The 17,618-nt window shown below is 72.5% G+C and carries 14 protein-coding genes; 13 read left to right on the forward strand and 1 reads right to left on the reverse strand.

Going from position 1 to position 17,618, the window contains the following annotated elements:
• The first annotated feature begins 7 nt into the window (after nt 1–7).
• From DVK44_RS33365 to DVK44_RS33395, 7 genes are all read left to right on the forward strand, one after another.
• Nucleotides 8–517, forward strand: a complete 510-nt coding sequence (locus tag DVK44_RS33365; protein ID WP_228447476.1) for a RidA family protein — start codon at nt 8–10, stop codon at nt 515–517.
• A complete protein-coding gene (locus DVK44_RS33370) occupies nt 514–1,188 on the forward strand; it encodes a DUF1028 domain-containing protein (RefSeq protein WP_114664349.1) in 675 nt (224 codons plus the stop codon). Before DVK44_RS33365 ends, DVK44_RS33370 begins: the two co-directional genes overlap by 4 nt.
• Nucleotides 1,188–2,321: a M20 family metallopeptidase gene (locus DVK44_RS33375; protein ID WP_114664350.1), complete on the forward strand. Its 1,134-nt coding sequence runs from the start codon at nt 1,188–1,190 to the stop codon at nt 2,319–2,321. Before DVK44_RS33370 ends, DVK44_RS33375 begins: the two co-directional genes overlap by 1 nt.
• Before the next feature lie 33 nt (nt 2,322–2,354).
• Entirely contained in the window at nt 2,355–3,863 is a 1,509-nt protein-coding gene (locus DVK44_RS33380; protein ID WP_114664351.1) for an aldehyde dehydrogenase, read from the forward strand.
• Between the two features lie 218 nt (nt 3,864–4,081).
• On the forward strand, nt 4,082–5,278 hold the full coding sequence (locus DVK44_RS33385; protein WP_114664352.1) for an MFS transporter: 1,197 nt from the start codon (nt 4,082–4,084) through the stop codon (nt 5,276–5,278).
• A gap of 74 nt (nt 5,279–5,352) precedes the next feature.
• Nucleotides 5,353–5,688, forward strand: coding sequence for an antibiotic biosynthesis monooxygenase family protein (locus DVK44_RS33390; protein WP_114664353.1), 336 nt, complete (start codon nt 5,353–5,355; stop codon nt 5,686–5,688).
• Between the two features lie 242 nt (nt 5,689–5,930).
• Nucleotides 5,931–8,843 carry an AfsR/SARP family transcriptional regulator gene (locus DVK44_RS33395; RefSeq protein WP_114664354.1) on the forward strand — a complete coding sequence of 971 codons (2,913 nt, stop codon included), beginning with the start codon at nt 5,931–5,933 and terminating at the stop codon, nt 8,841–8,843.
• Nucleotides 8,844–8,883: 40 nt separating this feature from the next.
• Here DVK44_RS33395 and DVK44_RS33400 read toward each other — a convergent pair whose 3' ends face one another.
• On the reverse strand, nt 8,884–9,831 hold the full coding sequence (locus DVK44_RS33400) for a methionyl-tRNA formyltransferase (RefSeq protein WP_114664355.1): 948 nt from the start codon (nt 9,829–9,831) through the stop codon (nt 8,884–8,886).
• 239 nt (nt 9,832–10,070) lie between these two features.
• Here DVK44_RS33400 and DVK44_RS33405 point away from each other — a divergent pair, with 239 nt between their 5' ends.
• From DVK44_RS33405 to DVK44_RS33430, 6 genes are all read left to right on the forward strand, one after another.
• Nucleotides 10,071–11,462, forward strand: coding sequence for a lysine N(6)-hydroxylase/L-ornithine N(5)-oxygenase family protein (locus DVK44_RS33405; protein WP_114664356.1), 1,392 nt, complete (start codon nt 10,071–10,073; stop codon nt 11,460–11,462).
• Between the two features lie 11 nt (nt 11,463–11,473).
• On the forward strand, nt 11,474–12,532 hold the full coding sequence (locus DVK44_RS33410) for a FecCD family ABC transporter permease (protein WP_114664357.1): 1,059 nt from the start codon (nt 11,474–11,476) through the stop codon (nt 12,530–12,532).
• Nucleotides 12,533–12,597: 65 nt separating this feature from the next.
• Nucleotides 12,598–13,665 carry a FecCD family ABC transporter permease gene (locus DVK44_RS33415; protein ID WP_114665605.1) on the forward strand — a complete coding sequence of 356 codons (1,068 nt, stop codon included), beginning with the start codon at nt 12,598–12,600 and terminating at the stop codon, nt 13,663–13,665.
• A gap of 78 nt (nt 13,666–13,743) precedes the next feature.
• The gene (locus tag DVK44_RS33420; protein ID WP_114664358.1) at nt 13,744–14,586 is read left to right on the forward strand and encodes an ABC transporter ATP-binding protein; all 843 of its coding nucleotides are present in this window, start codon (nt 13,744–13,746) and stop codon (nt 14,584–14,586) included.
• Between the two features lie 121 nt (nt 14,587–14,707).
• The gene (locus DVK44_RS33425) at nt 14,708–15,766 is read left to right on the forward strand and encodes an iron-siderophore ABC transporter substrate-binding protein (RefSeq protein ID WP_114664359.1); all 1,059 of its coding nucleotides are present in this window, start codon (nt 14,708–14,710) and stop codon (nt 15,764–15,766) included.
• A 46-nt stretch (nt 15,767–15,812) separates the two neighbouring features.
• Entirely contained in the window at nt 15,813–17,618 is a 1,806-nt protein-coding gene (locus DVK44_RS33430; RefSeq protein ID WP_114664360.1) for an ABC transporter ATP-binding protein, read from the forward strand.

The raw sequence follows: 17,618 nt of genomic DNA on the forward strand, positions 1-17,618 counted from the left end.
GCAGACGATGACCTCCCAGCCCTCCCCGACCTCGCGGACCACACCGGCCTCCTCCCCGGACGGGGGCCGCCCCGTGCGCGCCCCGATCACCGTCGGCGGACACACCCGCATCCGCCCGTTCAACACCCGGGACACCTATCCCGAGCAGAGCCTCGACAACGACCTCTGCCAGGCCGTCGTCGCCGGAAACACCGTCTACGTCCGCGGACAGATCGGGCAGGATCTCCGTACCAGCGAGTCCGTGGGCCTCGGTGACGCCGGGGCCCAGGCCGAGCAGGCCATGGCGAACATCAAGACGCTCCTCGAAGAGGCCGGCGGCCGGATGGAACATCTGGTGAAACTGACGATCTACCTCATCGATCCCCGGTACCGGGAGGCGGTGTACCGCGCGGTGGGCCGCTGGACCGAGGGGGTGCACCCGATCTCCACCGGACTGGTGGTCTCCGCCCTGGCCCGGCCCGAGTGGCTGTGCGAGATCGACGCGATCGCGGTGCTCCCCGAGGGGCGGCGGACATGACCTTCTCGCTCCTGGTCCGGGACGGCGGCCGGTTCGGCGTCGCGGTCAGCTCGTCGAGCCCGGCTGTCGCCGCGCGCTGCGCACACCTGCGGCCCGGCGTCGGCGCCGCCGCCTCGCAGAACATCACCGACCCCACCCTCGGCACCGGTCTGCTCGACCGGCTGGCCGAACACAACGACGCGCGGCGCGCGCTGTCCGAGGTCACCGGCGCGGACGGCAACGCGCGGACCATCGGGTACCGGCAGCTGACCGTCCTCGGCCGGTCCGGGCCCGGACACGCCTTCAGCGGCCCCCACACCCTCGGCACCCACGCGTCGGCCGCCGCCGACGGCGCGGTCGCGGCGGGCAACCTGCTCGCCGGAGTCCATGTCCCCGATGTCCTCCTCGACACCTACTTCACGACCGGCGGCGAGCTGGAGGAACGGCTGCTGGCCGCGCTCCGCGCCGCCCTGGCGGCCGGTGGCGAGGAGGGGCCGGTGCGCTCCGCCGGTCTCGCGGTCGTCGCCGACGCCGGCTGGCGGGTGACCGACCTGCGGGTGGACTGGGCCGACGACCCCGTCGAGCGGCTCGCCGCGCTGGTCGACGTATGGCTGCCGCAGCGGGACGACTATGTGCGGCGCGGTCTCGACCCCGCCTCCGCACCGTCGTACGGCGTTCCGGGAGACCTGTGATGGCCACGCCGAAGGAGGCCGCCCGGCACCGGATCCAGCGGCATGCCACGGAGCTGATCGCCCTCTCCGAACGGCTGCACGCGGATCCGGAGACCGCCTGGGAGGAGCGGCGGGCCGCGGCCGCCGTACCGGAACTGCTCGACCGGGCCGGCTTCGAGGTCACCCCGGCCTATCTGGGCCTGGAGACCGCGTTCCACGCCCGGTTCGGCAGCGGGCCCGTCCGGATCGCGCTGTGCGCCGAGTACGACGCGCTGCCCGGTCTGGGCCACGCCTGCGGGCACAACCTGATCGCCGCCAGTTCGGTCGGCGCCGCCCTGGGGCTCGCCGCCGTCGCCGATGACGCGGGGCTGACCGTCGAGGTCTACGGCACCCCCGCCGAGGAGGGCGGCGGCGGCAAGATCGAGATGCTGGACCGGGGCGCCTTCGCCGGGGTGGACCTGGCCATGATGGTCCACCCGGCCCCCGTCGATGTCGCCGAGGCCCGTCCGTTCGCGGTCAGCCACTCCAGGATCTCCTACACCGGCAGGTCCGCCCACGCCGCCGCCTACCCCGAGGCCGGGGTCAACGCCGCCGACGCCTTCACCGTGGCCCAGGTCGCCATCGGGCTCCTGCGTCAGCAACTGCCCGCCTCCACCAGGGTGCACGGGGTGGTGACCCACGCCGGGGACGCGCCGAACGCGATCCCGGACCGCGCCGCGGGGCGGTGGTACGTGCGCGCGGAGACCCTGGCCGAGCTGGCCGAGGTGGAACCACGGGTCATGCGGGCCTTCGCGGCGGGCGCCCTCGCCACCGGCTGCGAGCTGGAGATCGAGCCCGAGAGCAGACCGTACGCGGAGTTCCGTACGGACACGGCGGCGCTCGGGCACTACCGGCGCAACGCCGTCGCGCTGGGGCGGGAGTTCGCCCCGCCCGGCCAGGCGTCGCGGATGAACCGCGCCTCCACGGACATGGGCAATGTCTCGCAGGTGGTCCCGGCCATCCACCCGTACATCGGGATCGGTTCCCTGCCCGCCACCAACCACCAGCACGAGTTCGCCGCGTTCTGCGTCGGCGGACCGGCCGAACGCGCGCTGCTCGACGGAGCGGTCGCGCTGGCCTGGACCGGTGTGGACCGGGCCATGACGGAGGGGTGAACCATGTCTCCCGAAGCAAACGAAGGCAGTGGCATGACAACGGACTCGCACACCGGCACGCACGCGTACGCACACTGGCGGCAGCGCGCCGCCGGCTTCACACCGCGCACCCGCCTGTTCATCGACGGAGCGTGGGCGGACCCGGTGGGTGACCTCTGGCTGCCCACCGTGAACCCGGCCACCGGCAAGGTCACCGCCCAGGTGGCGGCGGCTTCGGAGGCCGACGTCGACCGTGCCGTGGCCGCCGCCCGTACCTCCTTCGAGGACGGCCGCTGGTCCCGTACCGCGCCGGCCGAGCGCAAGCGGGTCCTGCTCGCCCTCGCCCGCCTCATCGAGGAGAACGCCGAGGAACTCGCCCTCTGCGACACCCTCGACATGGGCAAGCCGATCGCGGAGTCCCACGGCACCGACGTGCCCGGCGCGGCCGGCGTCTTCGCCTGGTACGCCGAGGCCGTCGACAAGCTGTACGACGAGATCGCCCCCGCGCCGCCCGGCAATCTCGCCCTCGTACGGCGCGTTCCGCTCGGTGTGGTGGGCGCGGTGGTGCCGTGGAACTTCCCCCTGGACCTGGCGAGCTGGAAGCTGGCCCCCGCCCTGGCCGCCGGCAACAGTGTGGTCCTCAAGCCCGCCGAGCAGTCGCCCCTGTCCGCGCTGCTGCTCGCCGAACTCGCCACCGAGGCGGGGCTCCCCGACGGGGTGCTGAACGTCGTTCCCGGACCGGGCGGCACCACCGGGCGCGCGCTCGGCCTCCACCCGGACGTGGACACCCTCGTCTTCACCGGCTCCACCGCCGTCGCCAGGAAGTTCCTCGCCTACGCGGCCGAGTCCAACATGAAGCAGGTCTGGCCCGAGGCCGGTGGCAAGAGCCCCAACCTGGTCTTCGCCGACGCCGACCTGGAGACCGCCGCGGAGCGCGCCGCCTGGGGCTTCGTCTACAACGCCGGCCAGGTCTGCTCCGCCAACACCCGGCTGCTGGTCGAGGCGTCCGTCGCCGAGGAGTTCACCGCCCGCGTCGCCGCACACGCCCGCGCCTGGCGGCCCGGCGATCCGCTCGACCCGGCGACGCGCCTGGGCCCCCTCGTCGACGACGCCCAGGTGGCACGCGTCCTCGCGGCCGTCGAGTCGTCGGGCGGCACCCTCGTGTGCGGCGGCACCCGCCCCGACCGCGACGGCGCCTACCTCGACCCCACCGTCGTCACCGGTCTGCGGCCCGACGCCCCGCTCGTACGGGAGGAACTCTTCGGCCCCGTCCTCGCGGTGCTGCCCTTCCGCGACGAGACCGAGGCGATCCGCCTCGCCAACGATTCCGCCTACGGCCTGGCCGCCTCCCTGTGGACCCAGGACCTCGGCCGCGCCCACCGCGTCGCCGACGCCCTCCGGGCCGGCACGGTCTCCGTCAACACCGTCGACGCGCTCAGCCCGTTCACCCCGTTCGGCGGCTTCAAGCAGTCCGGCCACGGCCGCGACCTCTCCCTGCACTCCTTCGACAAGTACACCGGCCTGAAGACCACCTGGATCACCTACGGCACATCGCCCCAGTGAACACGCGGCGCTGCCCTTCCGGGCGCTGTTCCTCTACGATCGGTCGAGGAGATCATCAACTACCGTATGGCATCTGCCCGGTGACGGAGTCGGCGTGGGGCGCGCGTCCCCGCCCCACGCCACCACTGGACGGCTCCAGGCGCAGCCCACGGGTCGGCACTTCCGGACGCCGACGACCCCGCGCGGCGCGTCCCGCCGGGCAGCGAAAGGGATGCGTCGTGCCTTCGGCTTCGACGAACTACCGTACGCTGCTGCGCACTTCGGGTGCCGCGGCCTTCTTCCTTCCCACGGCCGCCGGGCGGCTGGGCATCGCCATGACGGGGATCGGCATCCTCTGGCTGGTGCACGCACGCACCGGTTCGTATGCCGCCGCGGGACTCGTTACGGGCGGCTTCGCCGTCGCGGACGCCCTTGCCGGACCCCAGATCGGACGCCTGGCCGACCGGTTCGGGCAGACACGGGTGCTTCCCGGCGCGCTGGCCGCGCATGCCGGGGCCGTCGCGCTTCTGCTCACCGGCGCCGTACCGGATCTTGCCGCCGGGGTGCTCGCCGGGGCGACACTGCCCCAGATCGGCGCCCTGTCCGCCGCCCGCTGGTCCGCCCTGCTGTCCGGCGGACACACTGCCGCGCTGCCCACCGCCTTCGCCCTCGAAGCCCTCGCCAACGGCATGTCCTATCTGGCCGGGCCGGCCCTGGTGAGCGTCCTCGGCGCGGCGGGCCGCCCGGGCGCCGGGGTGCTGCTCGCCGCCGCGCTCGTCGTCGGCGGCGGACTCGCCCTCGCCGCCCAGCGCCGTACCGCGCCGCCCCTCACCGGCCGCGCCGAACGCCGGGGCGCCGGACGGGCCCTGCTCCGCCCCGCCTTCCTGCGGCAGGTCGCGCTCGGCCTCGCGCTCGGGGTGTTCTTCGGCGCGACACAGGTGTCCGTCACCGCGTACGCCGTCGGACGCGGCACACCGGAGGTGGCGGCGTGGCTCTACGCCGCTGCCAACTGCACCAATCTGGTGGGTGGCTGGGTGTACGGCGCATGGCGCCACGGCGGCTCGCCCCGGCACCGCCAGGCCGTGGCCGCCGGCTGCCTCGCCGTCGCGAGCCTCCCCCTCACCTTCCTCGACGCACCCCTCGCGGTCGGCGCCACCCTCGCCCTCACCGGACTCGCCGTACCGGTCCTGCTGATCCTCTCGTCCGTCCTCACCGAGTCCCTGGTCCCACGCGCCGTCCTCACCCAGGCGTTCACCTGGGGCAACTCCGCGAGCGCGGCAGGATCGGCGGGCGCCGCGGCCGTCGCGGGGCGGGTGGTGGACGCGGGCGGCGCGCACGCCGGTTTCGGTGTGGCGGCGGGGGCCGCGGCGCTGATGACGGTCCTGGCGGCGCCGCGTCCGCGGAGGTTCAGCGGCAGCCCGGGAGCGGCCGGCTGACGAGCGGGCCCCGACAGGGCCGCCCGGGGAGAGCCGCTTCGTGTGCGCCGGCCGCCGTGCGGCAGGATGGGGACATGAGCGTAGTCAAGATCAATGTGCTGACCGTCCCCTCCGAACAGCGGGAGACGCTGGAGAAGCGCTTCGCCTCCCGTGCCCACGCCGTGGAAAACTCCGACGGGTTCGAGTGGTTCGAACTCCTCCGTCCCGTCGAAGGCACCGACAGCTACCTCGTCTACACCCGGTGGCGGGACGAGGAGTCCTTCCAGGCGTGGATGGAGGGCCCCATGAAGGCGGCCCACCAGGGCGCTGGAGGAGACGCGGCCGGCGGCGAACGCCCCAAGCCGGCCGCGAGCGGATCCACCCTGTGGTCCTTCGACGTGGTCCAGCAGGCTGCGCCGCAGAAGGCGTAGGCACCCGGCGGGACCGTCATCCGCCGTGATCCGCCAGGACAGGTGGTGGCCCACCCCCGTGGGGTCACCGCCTGTCCTTGGGGGGCTTCTCGCGGGTCGCTCAGGAAAGCGAACTCTCACATCTCCCTTGTATTTCATGCTTCCCCTCTCCGACTATGCGGTGCTGACCGTGCGGGAACCTAGCGGGAAGCTGCACTTCGCTGGTGGGTCCGGGTGCGGGGCCGTGGAGGAGGGGGCTGGGTGTGGAGTTCCGGTTGCTCGGTGGGGTGGAGGCGTGGTCGGACGCCGGTCCGGTGGTGCTCGGGCCGGCCCGGCAGCGGGCGGTGCTGGCCGCGCTGCTGATGGACGCCAACCGGCCGGTGCGGGTGGAGCAGCTGGTGTACCGGGTGTGGGGGGACGGGCCGCCGCGGCGGGCGCGGGAGACCCTGTACGGCTATGTGTCCCGGCTGCGCCGTCTGCTGCCGGGGGCGATCGCCCGGGGGCCGGGGGGCTATGTGCTCACGGCCGACGAGCCTAAGGTCGATGTGCACCGTTTCCACCGGCTCCTCGGTCCGGCCCGGCAGGCCGACGACCGGGCGGCGGTGGCGCTCTTCCAGGAGGCGCTGGCCCTGTGGCGGGGGGAGCCGTTTCCCGGCGCCGACACCCCCTGGTTCAACGCCGCCCGCGACACGCTGCGTTCCGTACGGTGGGCCGCCGAACTGGACTGCGCCGACGTACGGCTGAGACTCGGCGAACACGCCGCGCTGCTGTCCCTGCTCGCCGAACGCGGGGCCGCCCGCCCGCTGGACGAGCGGCTGGCCGCACAGTACATGCTCGCCCTGTACCGCTGCGGCCGGCAGGCCGACGCCCTCGCCCACTACCGGCGCCTGCGCGGCCTGCTCGCCGGGGAACTCGGCATCGATCCGGGGGAGAAGGCGCGGCGTCTGCACGAGGCGATCCTCCGGGGCGACACGGAGCTGAGCGCACCGGCCGCCGGGGCCGGCCCAGGGGGCGGGGCCGGGGCCGGGACCACGCAGAGGGCGAGGGTCGCGGGCAATCATCTCCCCCGGGATCTGGCCGACTTCACCGGACGGGAGCGGGAGATCGGCCGGCTGGCGGCCTGCGCGGACGAGGGGGCGGCCGTTCTCGCGGTCGACGGGATGGCCGGTGTGGGCAAGACCTCCCTGACCGTGCACGCCGGGCATCTGCTCGCCGGCCGGTTTCCCGACGGGCAGCTGTTCGTGGACCTCCAGGGTCACAGCGAGGGCAAGCCGCCGCTGGCTCCGGCGCAGGCCCTGGAAGTCCTGCTGGGCCAGCTGGGGATCGCGGCGGCCACGGGCGCGGAGGCGCGCTGGCGGGCGGAGACCGCGGGCCTGCGGCTTCTGGTGGTCCTCGACAACGCCGCCGACGAGGCGCAGGTGGCGCCGTTGCTGCCGGCCGGTCCCGGGCTGACGATCGTGACGAGCAGGGCCAGACTCCTCGGCCTCGACGCGGGCCGGCCGCTCTCCCTGGCGGTACTGGCCGAGGAGGCCGCCACGGCCCTCCTCGCGGGCATCGTGGGCATCGACAGGGCGGCCGCCGAACCGGAGGCGGTGTCACGGATCGTACGGCTGTGCGCGGGCCTGCCCCTGGCGCTCCGGCTGTCCGGCGCCCGGCTGGCGCACCGCACCGCGTGGCCCGTCGGATATCTGGCGGCGCGGCTCTCCGAGGCGCAACGGCTGCTGCCGGAGCTGTCGTTCGCCGGCCGGGGGGTGGCGCTGGCGTTCAGGATGTCGTACGGGCAGCTGCCGCCGGGCGACCAGCGGGTCTTCCAGGCGCTGGGGCAGCACCCGGGCGCGGACGCGGACGTCGCCGTGGTCGCGGTGATGGCGGGCCTGCCGGTGAGGGACGCCGATGACGCCCTGCAAAGGCTGGTGGACGCGCATCTCGCGGAGGAGCCCGTGCCCGGCCGCTACCGCCAGCACGATCTGCTGCGGCACTACGCCCGCGGTCTGTCCGGGGACGGAGCGACGGTCGAGCGGATGCTCGGCCACTACCTGACGGCCGTGACGGAGTGCGCCGTCCTGGGCGGCGCCGGCCGCGCCGCGGACGCCGGGACGCACCGTACGCGGCGGTGGCTGGCGGCCGAGAAGGCCAACGTCCTCGCCGCGACGCGCTACGCGGCCTCCCAGGGACGCGACGAGTACGCGTGGCGGCTGGCCGTGATGCTGTGGCGGTCACTGGCCCGCGACCCGGCGAGCGACTCGGTCGCATCGCTCGAACAGGGGCTGTCGGCGGCCCGGGAGGCGGCCGACGGCGGTGAGGCGCTGCTGAGCACCCTGCTCGCGCTGGCGCACTGGTCGGCCGGGCGCAGCCGGCTCGCGCGGGACCATCTGGCAGCCGCGGCGACGCTGTACGACGACCCCGAGTCGCGCGCCCATGTCCTCGCGCTGCTCGGCCTGGTGCACCTGTCGCACGGCGCCCACACGGCGGCGGAGGAGCACGCGGAGCGGGCGTTCGCCGCACTCGGGAAGCTCGGCTCGCTGTCCCCGCTGGGGCTCGACGCGAAGATCATCACCTACTGGACACGCGGTGTCGTACGGGGTGTGCGCGGCGAGGACGAGTCCGCCCTCGCGTATCTGCGGGCGGCGCACGCCGGCTGCGGGGAGCTGGGCAACCAGATCAGCCCCGACGACCACGTCCTGACCGCCCTCGCCCGCTGCCTCCTCGCCCTCGGCGGCCACGAGGAGGCCCGCGGCCATCTCGAACGGGCCCGCGACGTCCGGCGGCGGATCGGTGACCGGACCGGCGAGGGCGAGGTGCTGGTGCTCCTGGGCATGGCCCGGCTGGCCCAGGGACACCCCGACGACGCGGCGGCGACGCAGCGGTCGGCCCTGCGGATGCTGGCGGGCGACGACCGGCTCCAGGCGTACGCCCGTATCGAACTCGGCCGGACACTGGCCGCGTCCGGACAGCCGGGCGCGGCGGTCGAGGAGTACGGCCGCGCGCTCGAACTCGCCGCGCGGGGAGGCCACTTGCACGAGGAGGCGCACGCACACCACGAACTGGCGCGGGCGCTGACCGCCGTCGATCCGCCGGCGGCCGAGGGGCATCACCGCGCAGCGGCGGAGATCTTCACCCGGCTGGGTGTCCGGAGCCGGATGCCCCTGCCGCATCTGCGCCCGGCCGGCTGGTAGACACCGGCCGGAGCGCGCGGCGCTCCCCGCGCGCCGGGGGTCACCGGCGGTCGGTCAGATATCCGCCCATCGAGGTGAAGTACTCCGCCGCGGGCAGCTCCCGGCCGTCCTCGGTCCGTACCCGGGTGAGGGCCAGGCCGTGGTTGCGGCCGGTGCGGGCGTCGGCTCCGGCGACGATCACCACACCGTCGCCCTCGCGGTAGAAGATCCGGCCGGGCGTACCGCCGTAGCGGCTTTGCGACACGACCGCGGCGAGCACTTCGAGCCGCTTGCCCCTGTGGAAGGTGAAGGCGCTGGGGTACGGCTCCGACTGGGCGCGGACCAGGCGTGCGAGGTCCTCGGCCGGCCAGTTCCAGTCGATGCGGATGTCCTCGGCGGACCGCTTGTGGAAGAAGCTCGCCCGGGAGCGGTCCTGCGGGGTGAACTCCGTCTGCCCGGCGGCGATGAGGGCGAGCGCGCCGACGGTGACCGGGGCGATGAGACCGACCGTCTTGTGGAAGAGGTCGGTGGCGGTGTCCGCCGGGCCGACCGGGACCGCCTCCTGCCGGACGATGTCACCGGCGTCGAGTTCGTCGTTCATCATGTGCGCGGTGACGCCGACCTCGCTCTCGCCGTTGATCAGCGCCCAGATCAGCGGCGAGAAGCCGGCGTACTTCGGCAGCAGCGAGTCGTGCACGTTCAGGGTGCCGTGGCGGGGAAGGCCGAAGATCCGCGGCGGCAGCCACGTCCGCCAGTTGTTGGCGACGATGATGTCCGGGCCGGCCTCCTTGAGGCGTTCGAACAGCTCGTCGTCGTCGGGACGGTTGCGGATCAGTACGGGGATGCCGTGCTCCTCGGCGAGATCGGCGACGGAGTCGCTCCAGATCTTCTCGTACGCGTGCTCGCTCCGGGGGTGCGTCACGACCAGCACCACCTCGTGCTCGGAGTCCAGGAGGGCTTTCAGGGTCCGGTGCCCCCAGGTCTGGTAACCGAACATGACCACGCGCATGGGGTTCCTCCTCGGGGCGGGGATAGACCGGCGGCAAGTAAAGCAAGGCTGGCCTTACCGCACAACGGGGCTGTTTCCGGAACCAGTTGACGATCACGGTCGCCGGATGACCCCGCTGACGCTATTGCGCGATTAGCTTAGCCTCGCCTAAGTTCGACTGGGCTGATTCGTCGGTGTGTCCGCCTTTCCGTACTTTCCTCCACGCCGGGCAGGCGGCTTTCCCGTACAAGGGGAGTGACATGGCACAGGTTCTTCGCGATGACGCACCACCGGTCCACGACCTCATCGGCATCGGCTTCGGCCCGTCCAATGTGGCCATGGCGATCGCGCTCAGTGAACACGCGGCACACACCGGCGGGCAGGAGCCGGTCACCGCGCACTTCTTCGAACAGCAGCCGGACTTCGGCTGGCACCGCGGCATGCTGATCGACGACGCCACCATGCAGGTGTCCTTCCTCAAGGACCTGGTGACGCTCCGGAACCCGGCCAGCGAGTTCAGCTTCCTCTGCTATCTGCGGAGCAAGGACCGGCTGATCGACTTCATCAACCACAAGAACCTCTTCCCGCTGCGGGTGGAGTTCCACGACTACTTCGAGTGGGCCGCGGCCAAGGTCGACGACATGGTCTCCTACGGCCACGAGGTCGTCTCCGTCGTGCCCGTCACCGACGGCGGCACCGTGGAGTACCTGGACGTGACCGTCCGCTCCGGGGCGGGCCTCACCGTGCACCGGGCCCGCAACCTGGTCATCGGGACCGGGCTGCGCCCCCTCATGCCGGACGGTGTGGAGCGCGGCGCCCGCGTCTGGCACACCTCGGACCTGCTGCGGAGGATCGGGGAGCTGGACGGCACCTCGCCCGCGCGGTTCATCGTCGTGGGCGCCGGACAGAGCGCCGCCGAGAACGTCGCCCATCTCCACCGCCGCTTCCCCCGGGCCGAGGTCTGCGCGGTCTTCTCCCGCTACGGCTACAGCCCCGCCGACGACAGCGGCTTCGCCAACCGGATCTTCGACCCCGGGGCCGTCGACGACTACTTCGCCGCGCCCGAGAGCGTCAAGGCCCGGCTGATGGCCTACCACGGCAACACCAACTACTCCGTGGTGGACATCGATCTGATCGACGACCTGTACCGGCGGATGTACCAGGAGAAGGTGCTCGGCACCGAACGGCTGCGGTTCCTCAACGTGTCCCGGGTCACCGATGTCGAGGAGACGCCCGGCGGTGTGCGCGCCACCGTGAAGTCCCTCGTCACGGGGGAGGAAACCCCCCTGGAGGCCGATGTCGTGGTGTTCGCCACCGGCTACCGCCCCGCCGACCCCCTCGGCCTCCTCGGCGAGGTCGCCGGGCGCTGCCCGCGCGACGACGGGGGCCGCGTCCGTGTCGAGCGCGACTACCGGGTCACCACGGACCCCGCGCTGCGCTGTGGAATCTACTTACAGGGCGGTACGGAACACACGCACGGCATCACCACGTCGCTGCTGTCCAACACGGCGATCCGGGTCGGTGAGATCCTGGACTCGCTGCTGGAGCGGAGGGCCAAGTCAACCGCCTCCGAGGACCGGGCGGTACACACCGTCCTGGCGCGCGACGAGACCGAACGGCCGCGTGTCCGCGCGGTGGATCACAGAGGGTAACGTACGTCGACATGTGCACGACTGCAGTGGAGCGCCCCGTGCCGCGGGGTGTGACGGGGGCCCGCCGCAAGCGGGTGGTGGGACTGGGCGCGCTGGTGGTGGTCCTCGTGATCGCCGCCGCGGTGTCCTTGGCCGTGGGCGCCGGCGCGCTGAGTCCGGCCGAGGTCTGGCACGGGCTGTTCGCGGCCCCGGACCCGGACCAGCGGCTCACCGGGATCAGACTGATCATGTGGACCGTACGGGTGCCCCGGACGGTGCTCGCGATCGTCGCGGGCATCGCCCTGGGCGTCGGCGGCGCGCTGATCCAGGGGTACACCCGCAACCCGATAGCCGACACGGGGCTGTTGGGGGTGAACTCCGGAGCCTCGTTCGCCGTGGTGCTGGTGATCGCCGTGTTCGGCTTCACCGACCCGTTCCAGTACGTCTGGTTCGCCTTCGTGGGGGCGGCCGTCGCCGGGGTCGTCGTCTTCGGTCTCGCGAGCATCGGCCGGGGGGCGGGCAACCCGCTGACACTGGCCCTGGCCGGACAGGGCATCACGGTGTTCCTCGCGGCGATGACCACGGCGGTCTCCCTGACCGACCAGAAGTCGCTGAACGCGCTGCGGTTCTGGAACTCCGGTTCCGTGGCCGGGGTGGGATTCGATGTCATCTGGCCGGTGACCGCGTTCATCGCGACCGGACTCGTCCTGACACTGATCACCCTGCCGGCCCTCAACCTGCTCAACCTGGGCGACGACATGGCGCGGGGGCTGGGCGTGAACGTCGCACTGAGCCGGACCATCGGTGTCGTCGCGATCACCCTGCTGGCGGGCGCGGCCACCGCGGCGTGCGGGCCCATCGCGTTTCTCGGGCTGATGGTGGCCCATGTCGCCCGCTATCTGACCGGTCCCGACTACCGCTGGCTGGTGCCGTACGCCGGTCTGCTCGGCGCCGTCGTCCTGCTGGTCTGCGACATCGTGGGGCGCCTGGTGGTGCGGCCGGGCGAGCTGGACGCGGGCATCGTGGTGGCGCTCCTGGGCGCTCCGTTCTTCGCGGTTCTGGTGTGGCGGGGAAAGTTCAGGAGCGCGTGACCAGGACACCGGAGCGGGTGTACGGGAGCGGGGCGCAGCAGCGGGTGAACGGGGCGCGGGAGCGGATGAACAGCACGGACATGAACATATCGGTGGCGCCCGGCGTCCGGTTCGGCCGGATGTCGTTCGTCTGGCGGCCCTGGCTCGTGCTGGTCACACTCCTGCTGGTGGCGGCCAACTTCCTGGTGTTCGCGCTCTCCATCAGCGTCGGGGACTTCTCCATCGGCCTGTCCCGGGTGATCGCCACGATCCTCGGCGGGGGCGAACAGGTCGACGCGTTCGTGGTCATGGATCTGCGGATGCCGCGCGCCCTGGCGGGTCTCGTCGTGGGCATCGCGCTGGGGATGTCGGGGGCGATCACCCAGTCCGTCGTACGCAATCCGCTCGCCAGCCCGGACATTCTGGGGATCACCGGCGGGGCCGGCATGGTCGCGGTGTTCCTGGTGACCGTGTCGGGCGGGGCCGCCGCGGCGGTCGTCGGCTCGGTGGGCCTGTCCGCGGCGGCGCTGGTGGGCGGTCTCGGTACGGGGCTGCTGGTGTACTTCCTGGCCTGGCGGCGTGGCGTCGACGGCTTCCGGCTCATCCTCATCGGTATCTCGGTGAGCGCCGTGACGCAGGCCGTCACCACCTGGCTGCTGGTCTCCGCCGACATCAAGGATGTGGCCAGGGCGCAGGCGTGGCTGGTCGGTTCGCTGGACGGCCGGTCGTGGGACGAGGTCGGGGTGGCCTTCTGGTGCGCGCTCGTCCTCATCGCCGTGGTGACCGGCGCCTCGTTCCAGTTCAAGCCGATGCACCTCGGCGACGACGTCGCCGCCGGCCTGGGCGTCCGGTACTCGGTCGTACGGGCGGTCCTGCTGCTCAGCGCCGTCCTGCTGGCGGCCGTGGCGGTGAGCGCGGCGGGCCCGGTGCCGTTCGTCGCGCTGGTGGCGCCCCAGGCGGCGATGCGTCTGACGCGGTACCCCACACCGCCGTTGGTGGCCTCGGGCCTGGTGGGATCCCTGCTGCTGATCGGCGCCGACCTGATCGCGCGTACGGCGCTGCCGGTCACCCTTCCGGTCGGCGTGGTCACGGCGGCGATCGGCGGCCCGTTCCTGGTCTATCTGCTGGTACGGGCGAACCTCCGCCAGGGGTAGATCCGGCGGGGGCGGGCCCGGCAGGAGCGGGTCCGGCAGGGGTAAGAAGGAGTGGCGTACCTATGACAAGGGGTGCTTGTGACCGCACAGTTCATCACCGGGACCACGTCCGCGGCCACGGACGGCCCCCGGCTCGAAGCCAGGGGCATCACGGTCGGGTACGGTGCCCGGACCGTCATCGACGATCTCGACGTGGCGATACCGACCGGGATGATCACCACGATCATCGGCCCCAACGGCTGTGGCAAGTCGACCCTCCTGCGCACCCTGACGCGGCTGCTCCGGCCGGCCGACGGGACGGTGGTGCTGGACGGCGAGGACATCGCCGGGCTGAAGACCAGGGACGTCGCCAAGAAACTCGGCCTGCTGCCCCAGGCGCCGGTCGCGCCGGAAGGGCTGACGGTGGCCGATCTGGTCGCCCGGGGACGCCATCCACACCAGAGCTGGCTCCGGCAGTGGTCCTCGGACGACGCCGGTGTCGTCCAGCGCGCGCTCGCCATGACCGGGGTGTCCGAGCTGGCCGGCCGGCCGGTCGACTCCCTCTCCGGCGGACAGCGCCAGCGGGTCTGGATCTCGATGACCCTGGCCCAGGGCACCGATCTGCTGCTGCTGGACGAGCCGACCACCTATCTGGACCTGGCGCACGCGATCGACGTACTCGACCTGGTGGACGGGCTGCGCGAGTCGGGGCGCACCGTCGTCATGGTGCTGCACGATCTCAATCTGGCCACGCGCTACAGCGACCACCTCATCGTGATGCGGGACGGATCGATCCTGGCGCAGGGGCACCCGCGTGAGGTGATCACCGCCGAGTCGCTGTACGAGGCGTTCGGGCTGCGTGCCCAGGTGATCGACGACCCGGTCAGTGACCGGCCGCTCATCGTGCCGATCGGCCGTGCGCATGTCCGGAGCGCTCCGTAGACGACGGGGGTACCGGACGGAAAATACGTAAGTAAGGCTAGGCTGTCCTCACTTGCAGGAGATAAAGTTTCTCTGCCCCGTACCGGGGCGCAATGGACAGTGTGAAAGCAGGGGGTTCGGGATGTTTCTCCAAGGGACGACGCGCGTGAGGCCCGGTCGGCGGCTGGCGGCATTGCTGTCCGCCGCCGCCCTCGGGGTCGGTCTTCTCGCGGGCTGCGGCTCCGACTCGACGGACGAGAAGAGCGACACCGCCGCGCCCTCCGCCTCCACCGGGGGAGTCTTCCCGGTCACCGTGGACCACGCGTTCGGGTCCACGAAGATCACCAAGACTCCCGAGCGGGTCGTCTCCGTGGGCTACACGGACGACCAGGCCGTCCTGGCCTTCGGCATCAAGCCGGTCGGCATGGTCGACCAGTACCCGAATCCGGTGGGCACGACCCCCGACATCAACACCCAGTGGCCCTGGGTGAAGGACAAGTGGGGCGACACCCGCCCCGAGGTCGTCATGAGCAACGGCGACGCGGGCCCCAACTACGAGAAGATCGCGGCCCTCCGGCCGGATCTGATCATCGCGGTCTACTCCGAGATCGACCAGGCCGCCTACGACAAGCTGTCCAAGATCGCTCCTACGGTCGGCCGCACCAAGGGCGAGAAGGAACTCTTCAGCGCCCCGTGGCAGGACAACGCGGTGCACATCGCCAAGGCGCTCGGCAAGGAGAAGGAGGGGACCGCGCTGGTGCAGGGCATCCAGGACAAGCTCGACGCGGCGCGCGAAGCGCACCCCGAACTGGCGGACCAGACGGCCGTCGCGCTCTCCTGGTACAAGGACTCGATCGCCCCGTTCACCACCACCGACGTCCGCGGACGGCTGCTCGCGGGCATCGGCTACAAGGGCGCGACGAAGATCGACGAGATCGCGGACGGCAAGTTCTTCACCGTGCTGTCGCCCGAGCGCGTCGACCTGGTCGACGTCGACCGTGTCTTCGTGATCAACGACAAGGCGGACACGGAAGCGCTGAAGAAGTTCAAGCTGTTCAGCAACCTGTCCGTCGCCAAGAAGGGCAAGGTGACCTACCTGCTGGACAGCGAGGGCCCGGCGGTCGGCGCGGCCATCTCCCAGGGCACCCTGCTGTCCATGCCGTACGCGATCGACGAGCTGGTCAAGTCGGTCACCGAGTAATGGCGGACGACGAACTCCGCCGCGCCCGGCGGGATCCGGTCCGCGGGTGAGTGCCACCGGCACCCGTGCCCCGTCGGCGACCCTCAGCACGGCGACGGCCCGCGAGGCCACCGGGTGGGTCGGCGCACACTGCCGGCGCGCCCCGTGGCTGACGGCCTTCACCGTGCTCACCACCGTGGCCGGGGCGGCGCTCCAGGTGCTCCCCGTACTGCTGCTGGGCCGGGTGGTCGACGGGGTGGCCGAGGGCGAATCGAGTGCGGTGCTGGTCCCGGTCGGGGCGGTGATGGTGGCCGCCGCGCTGCTCGGCGCGGCGGCCACCGCGCTGTCCACGTACCTGATCGGACGGCTCGGGGCGGATCTGCTCGCGACACTGCGGGAGAGCGCCGTCCGCGCGGTGCTCGGGATGCCGAGCGCCCGCGTCGAGCAGGTCGGCCGGGGCGATGTCCTCTCCCGCGTCGGCGACGATGTGGCCGTGCTCTCCAAGGGCATCCGGACGGCCGTCCCCACCGTCTTCTCGGCGGGCGTGCTGGTCGTCATCGCCACGGCCGGCATGTTCGGACTGGACTGGCGCCTCGGCCTGGCCGGCGCCGGGGCACTGCCCGCGTACGTCTTCGCCCTGCGCTGGTATCTGCCCCGCTCCGCACCGCTCTACCGGAAGCAGCGGATGGCCCAGGCCGACCGCGCGCAGGCGCTGATCAGCGGACTGAACGGCATCGACACCGTACGGGCCTACGGCCTGGAGAGCACCGTCCGCGAGAAGGTCACCCGTGAGTCGTGGCGGGTGCGCGAACTCGGCGTCGAGGTCTTCCGGTTCTTCGGCCGGTTCGTCGGCCGGGAGAACCGCGCCGAGTTCATCGGGCTGGTCCTGATCCTCGTGGTGGGCTACGCCCTGCTGGAGGCCGGCGCCGCCACCCTGGGCGAGGTGTCGGCCGCCCCGCTCATGTTCCACCGGCTCTTCACCCCGCTCGGCGCCATCATGTTCACCTTCGACGAGGCACAGAAATCGGGGGCGAGCCTCACCCGCCTCGTCGGCGTACTGAAAGAACCCTCCGAGGACCGGCTGGTGGGCGACGCGGCCGTCACCCCGCCGGACAGGGCGCCGTACCCCGTCACCGTGAAGGAGCTGACCTTCAGCTACCCCGGAGACGGGGAACCGGTGCTGTGGGACGTGAACCTGTCCATCCCGGCCGGCGGTTCGCTCGCCCTGGTGGGAGCGACCGGCGCGGGCAAGTCGACGCTGGCCGCGCTGATCGCCGGCATCGGGACCCCCGGGGCCGGATCGGTGCACATCGGGCCGTACGACCTCGCCGCCCTGGACGAGGCCGAGGCCCGGGCCCTGGTCAGCATCCTGACCCAGGAGACCCATGTGTTCTCGGGCCGGCTCTCCGACGACCTGCGGCTCGCCGCCCCCGAGGCGGACGACGCCCGGCTGCGGGACGCGCTGCGCACCGTCGGCGCCGACGGATGGGCCGAACTGCTGCCCGACGGGCTGCACACCACGGTCGGCGAGGGCGGCGAACGCCTGGACGTCACCAAAGTCACCCAGATCGCCCTGGCCCGGCTGGTGCTGACCCGCTCGCCGGTCGTGGTGCTCGACGAGTCGACCGCGGAGGCGGGCAGCGAGGGCGCCGCCGAACTGGAACGGGCGGTACGGGCCGCGTGCGCGGGCCGCACCACTCTGTTCGTGGCGCACCGGCTCACCCAGGCGATGGCGGCGGACCGGATCGCCGTACTGGACGCGGGACGCGTCGCGGAGGAAGGAACACACGAGGAGCTGGTGGCGCTGGGCGGCCGGTACGCGCGGCTGTGGCGCGCCTGGCGCCAGGGAAGTGAGACCGACCGGCACATCTGA

The organism is Streptomyces paludis (genome assembly GCF_003344965.1).
Classification (GTDB): Bacteria; Actinomycetota; Actinomycetes; order Streptomycetales; family Streptomycetaceae; genus Streptomyces; species Streptomyces paludis.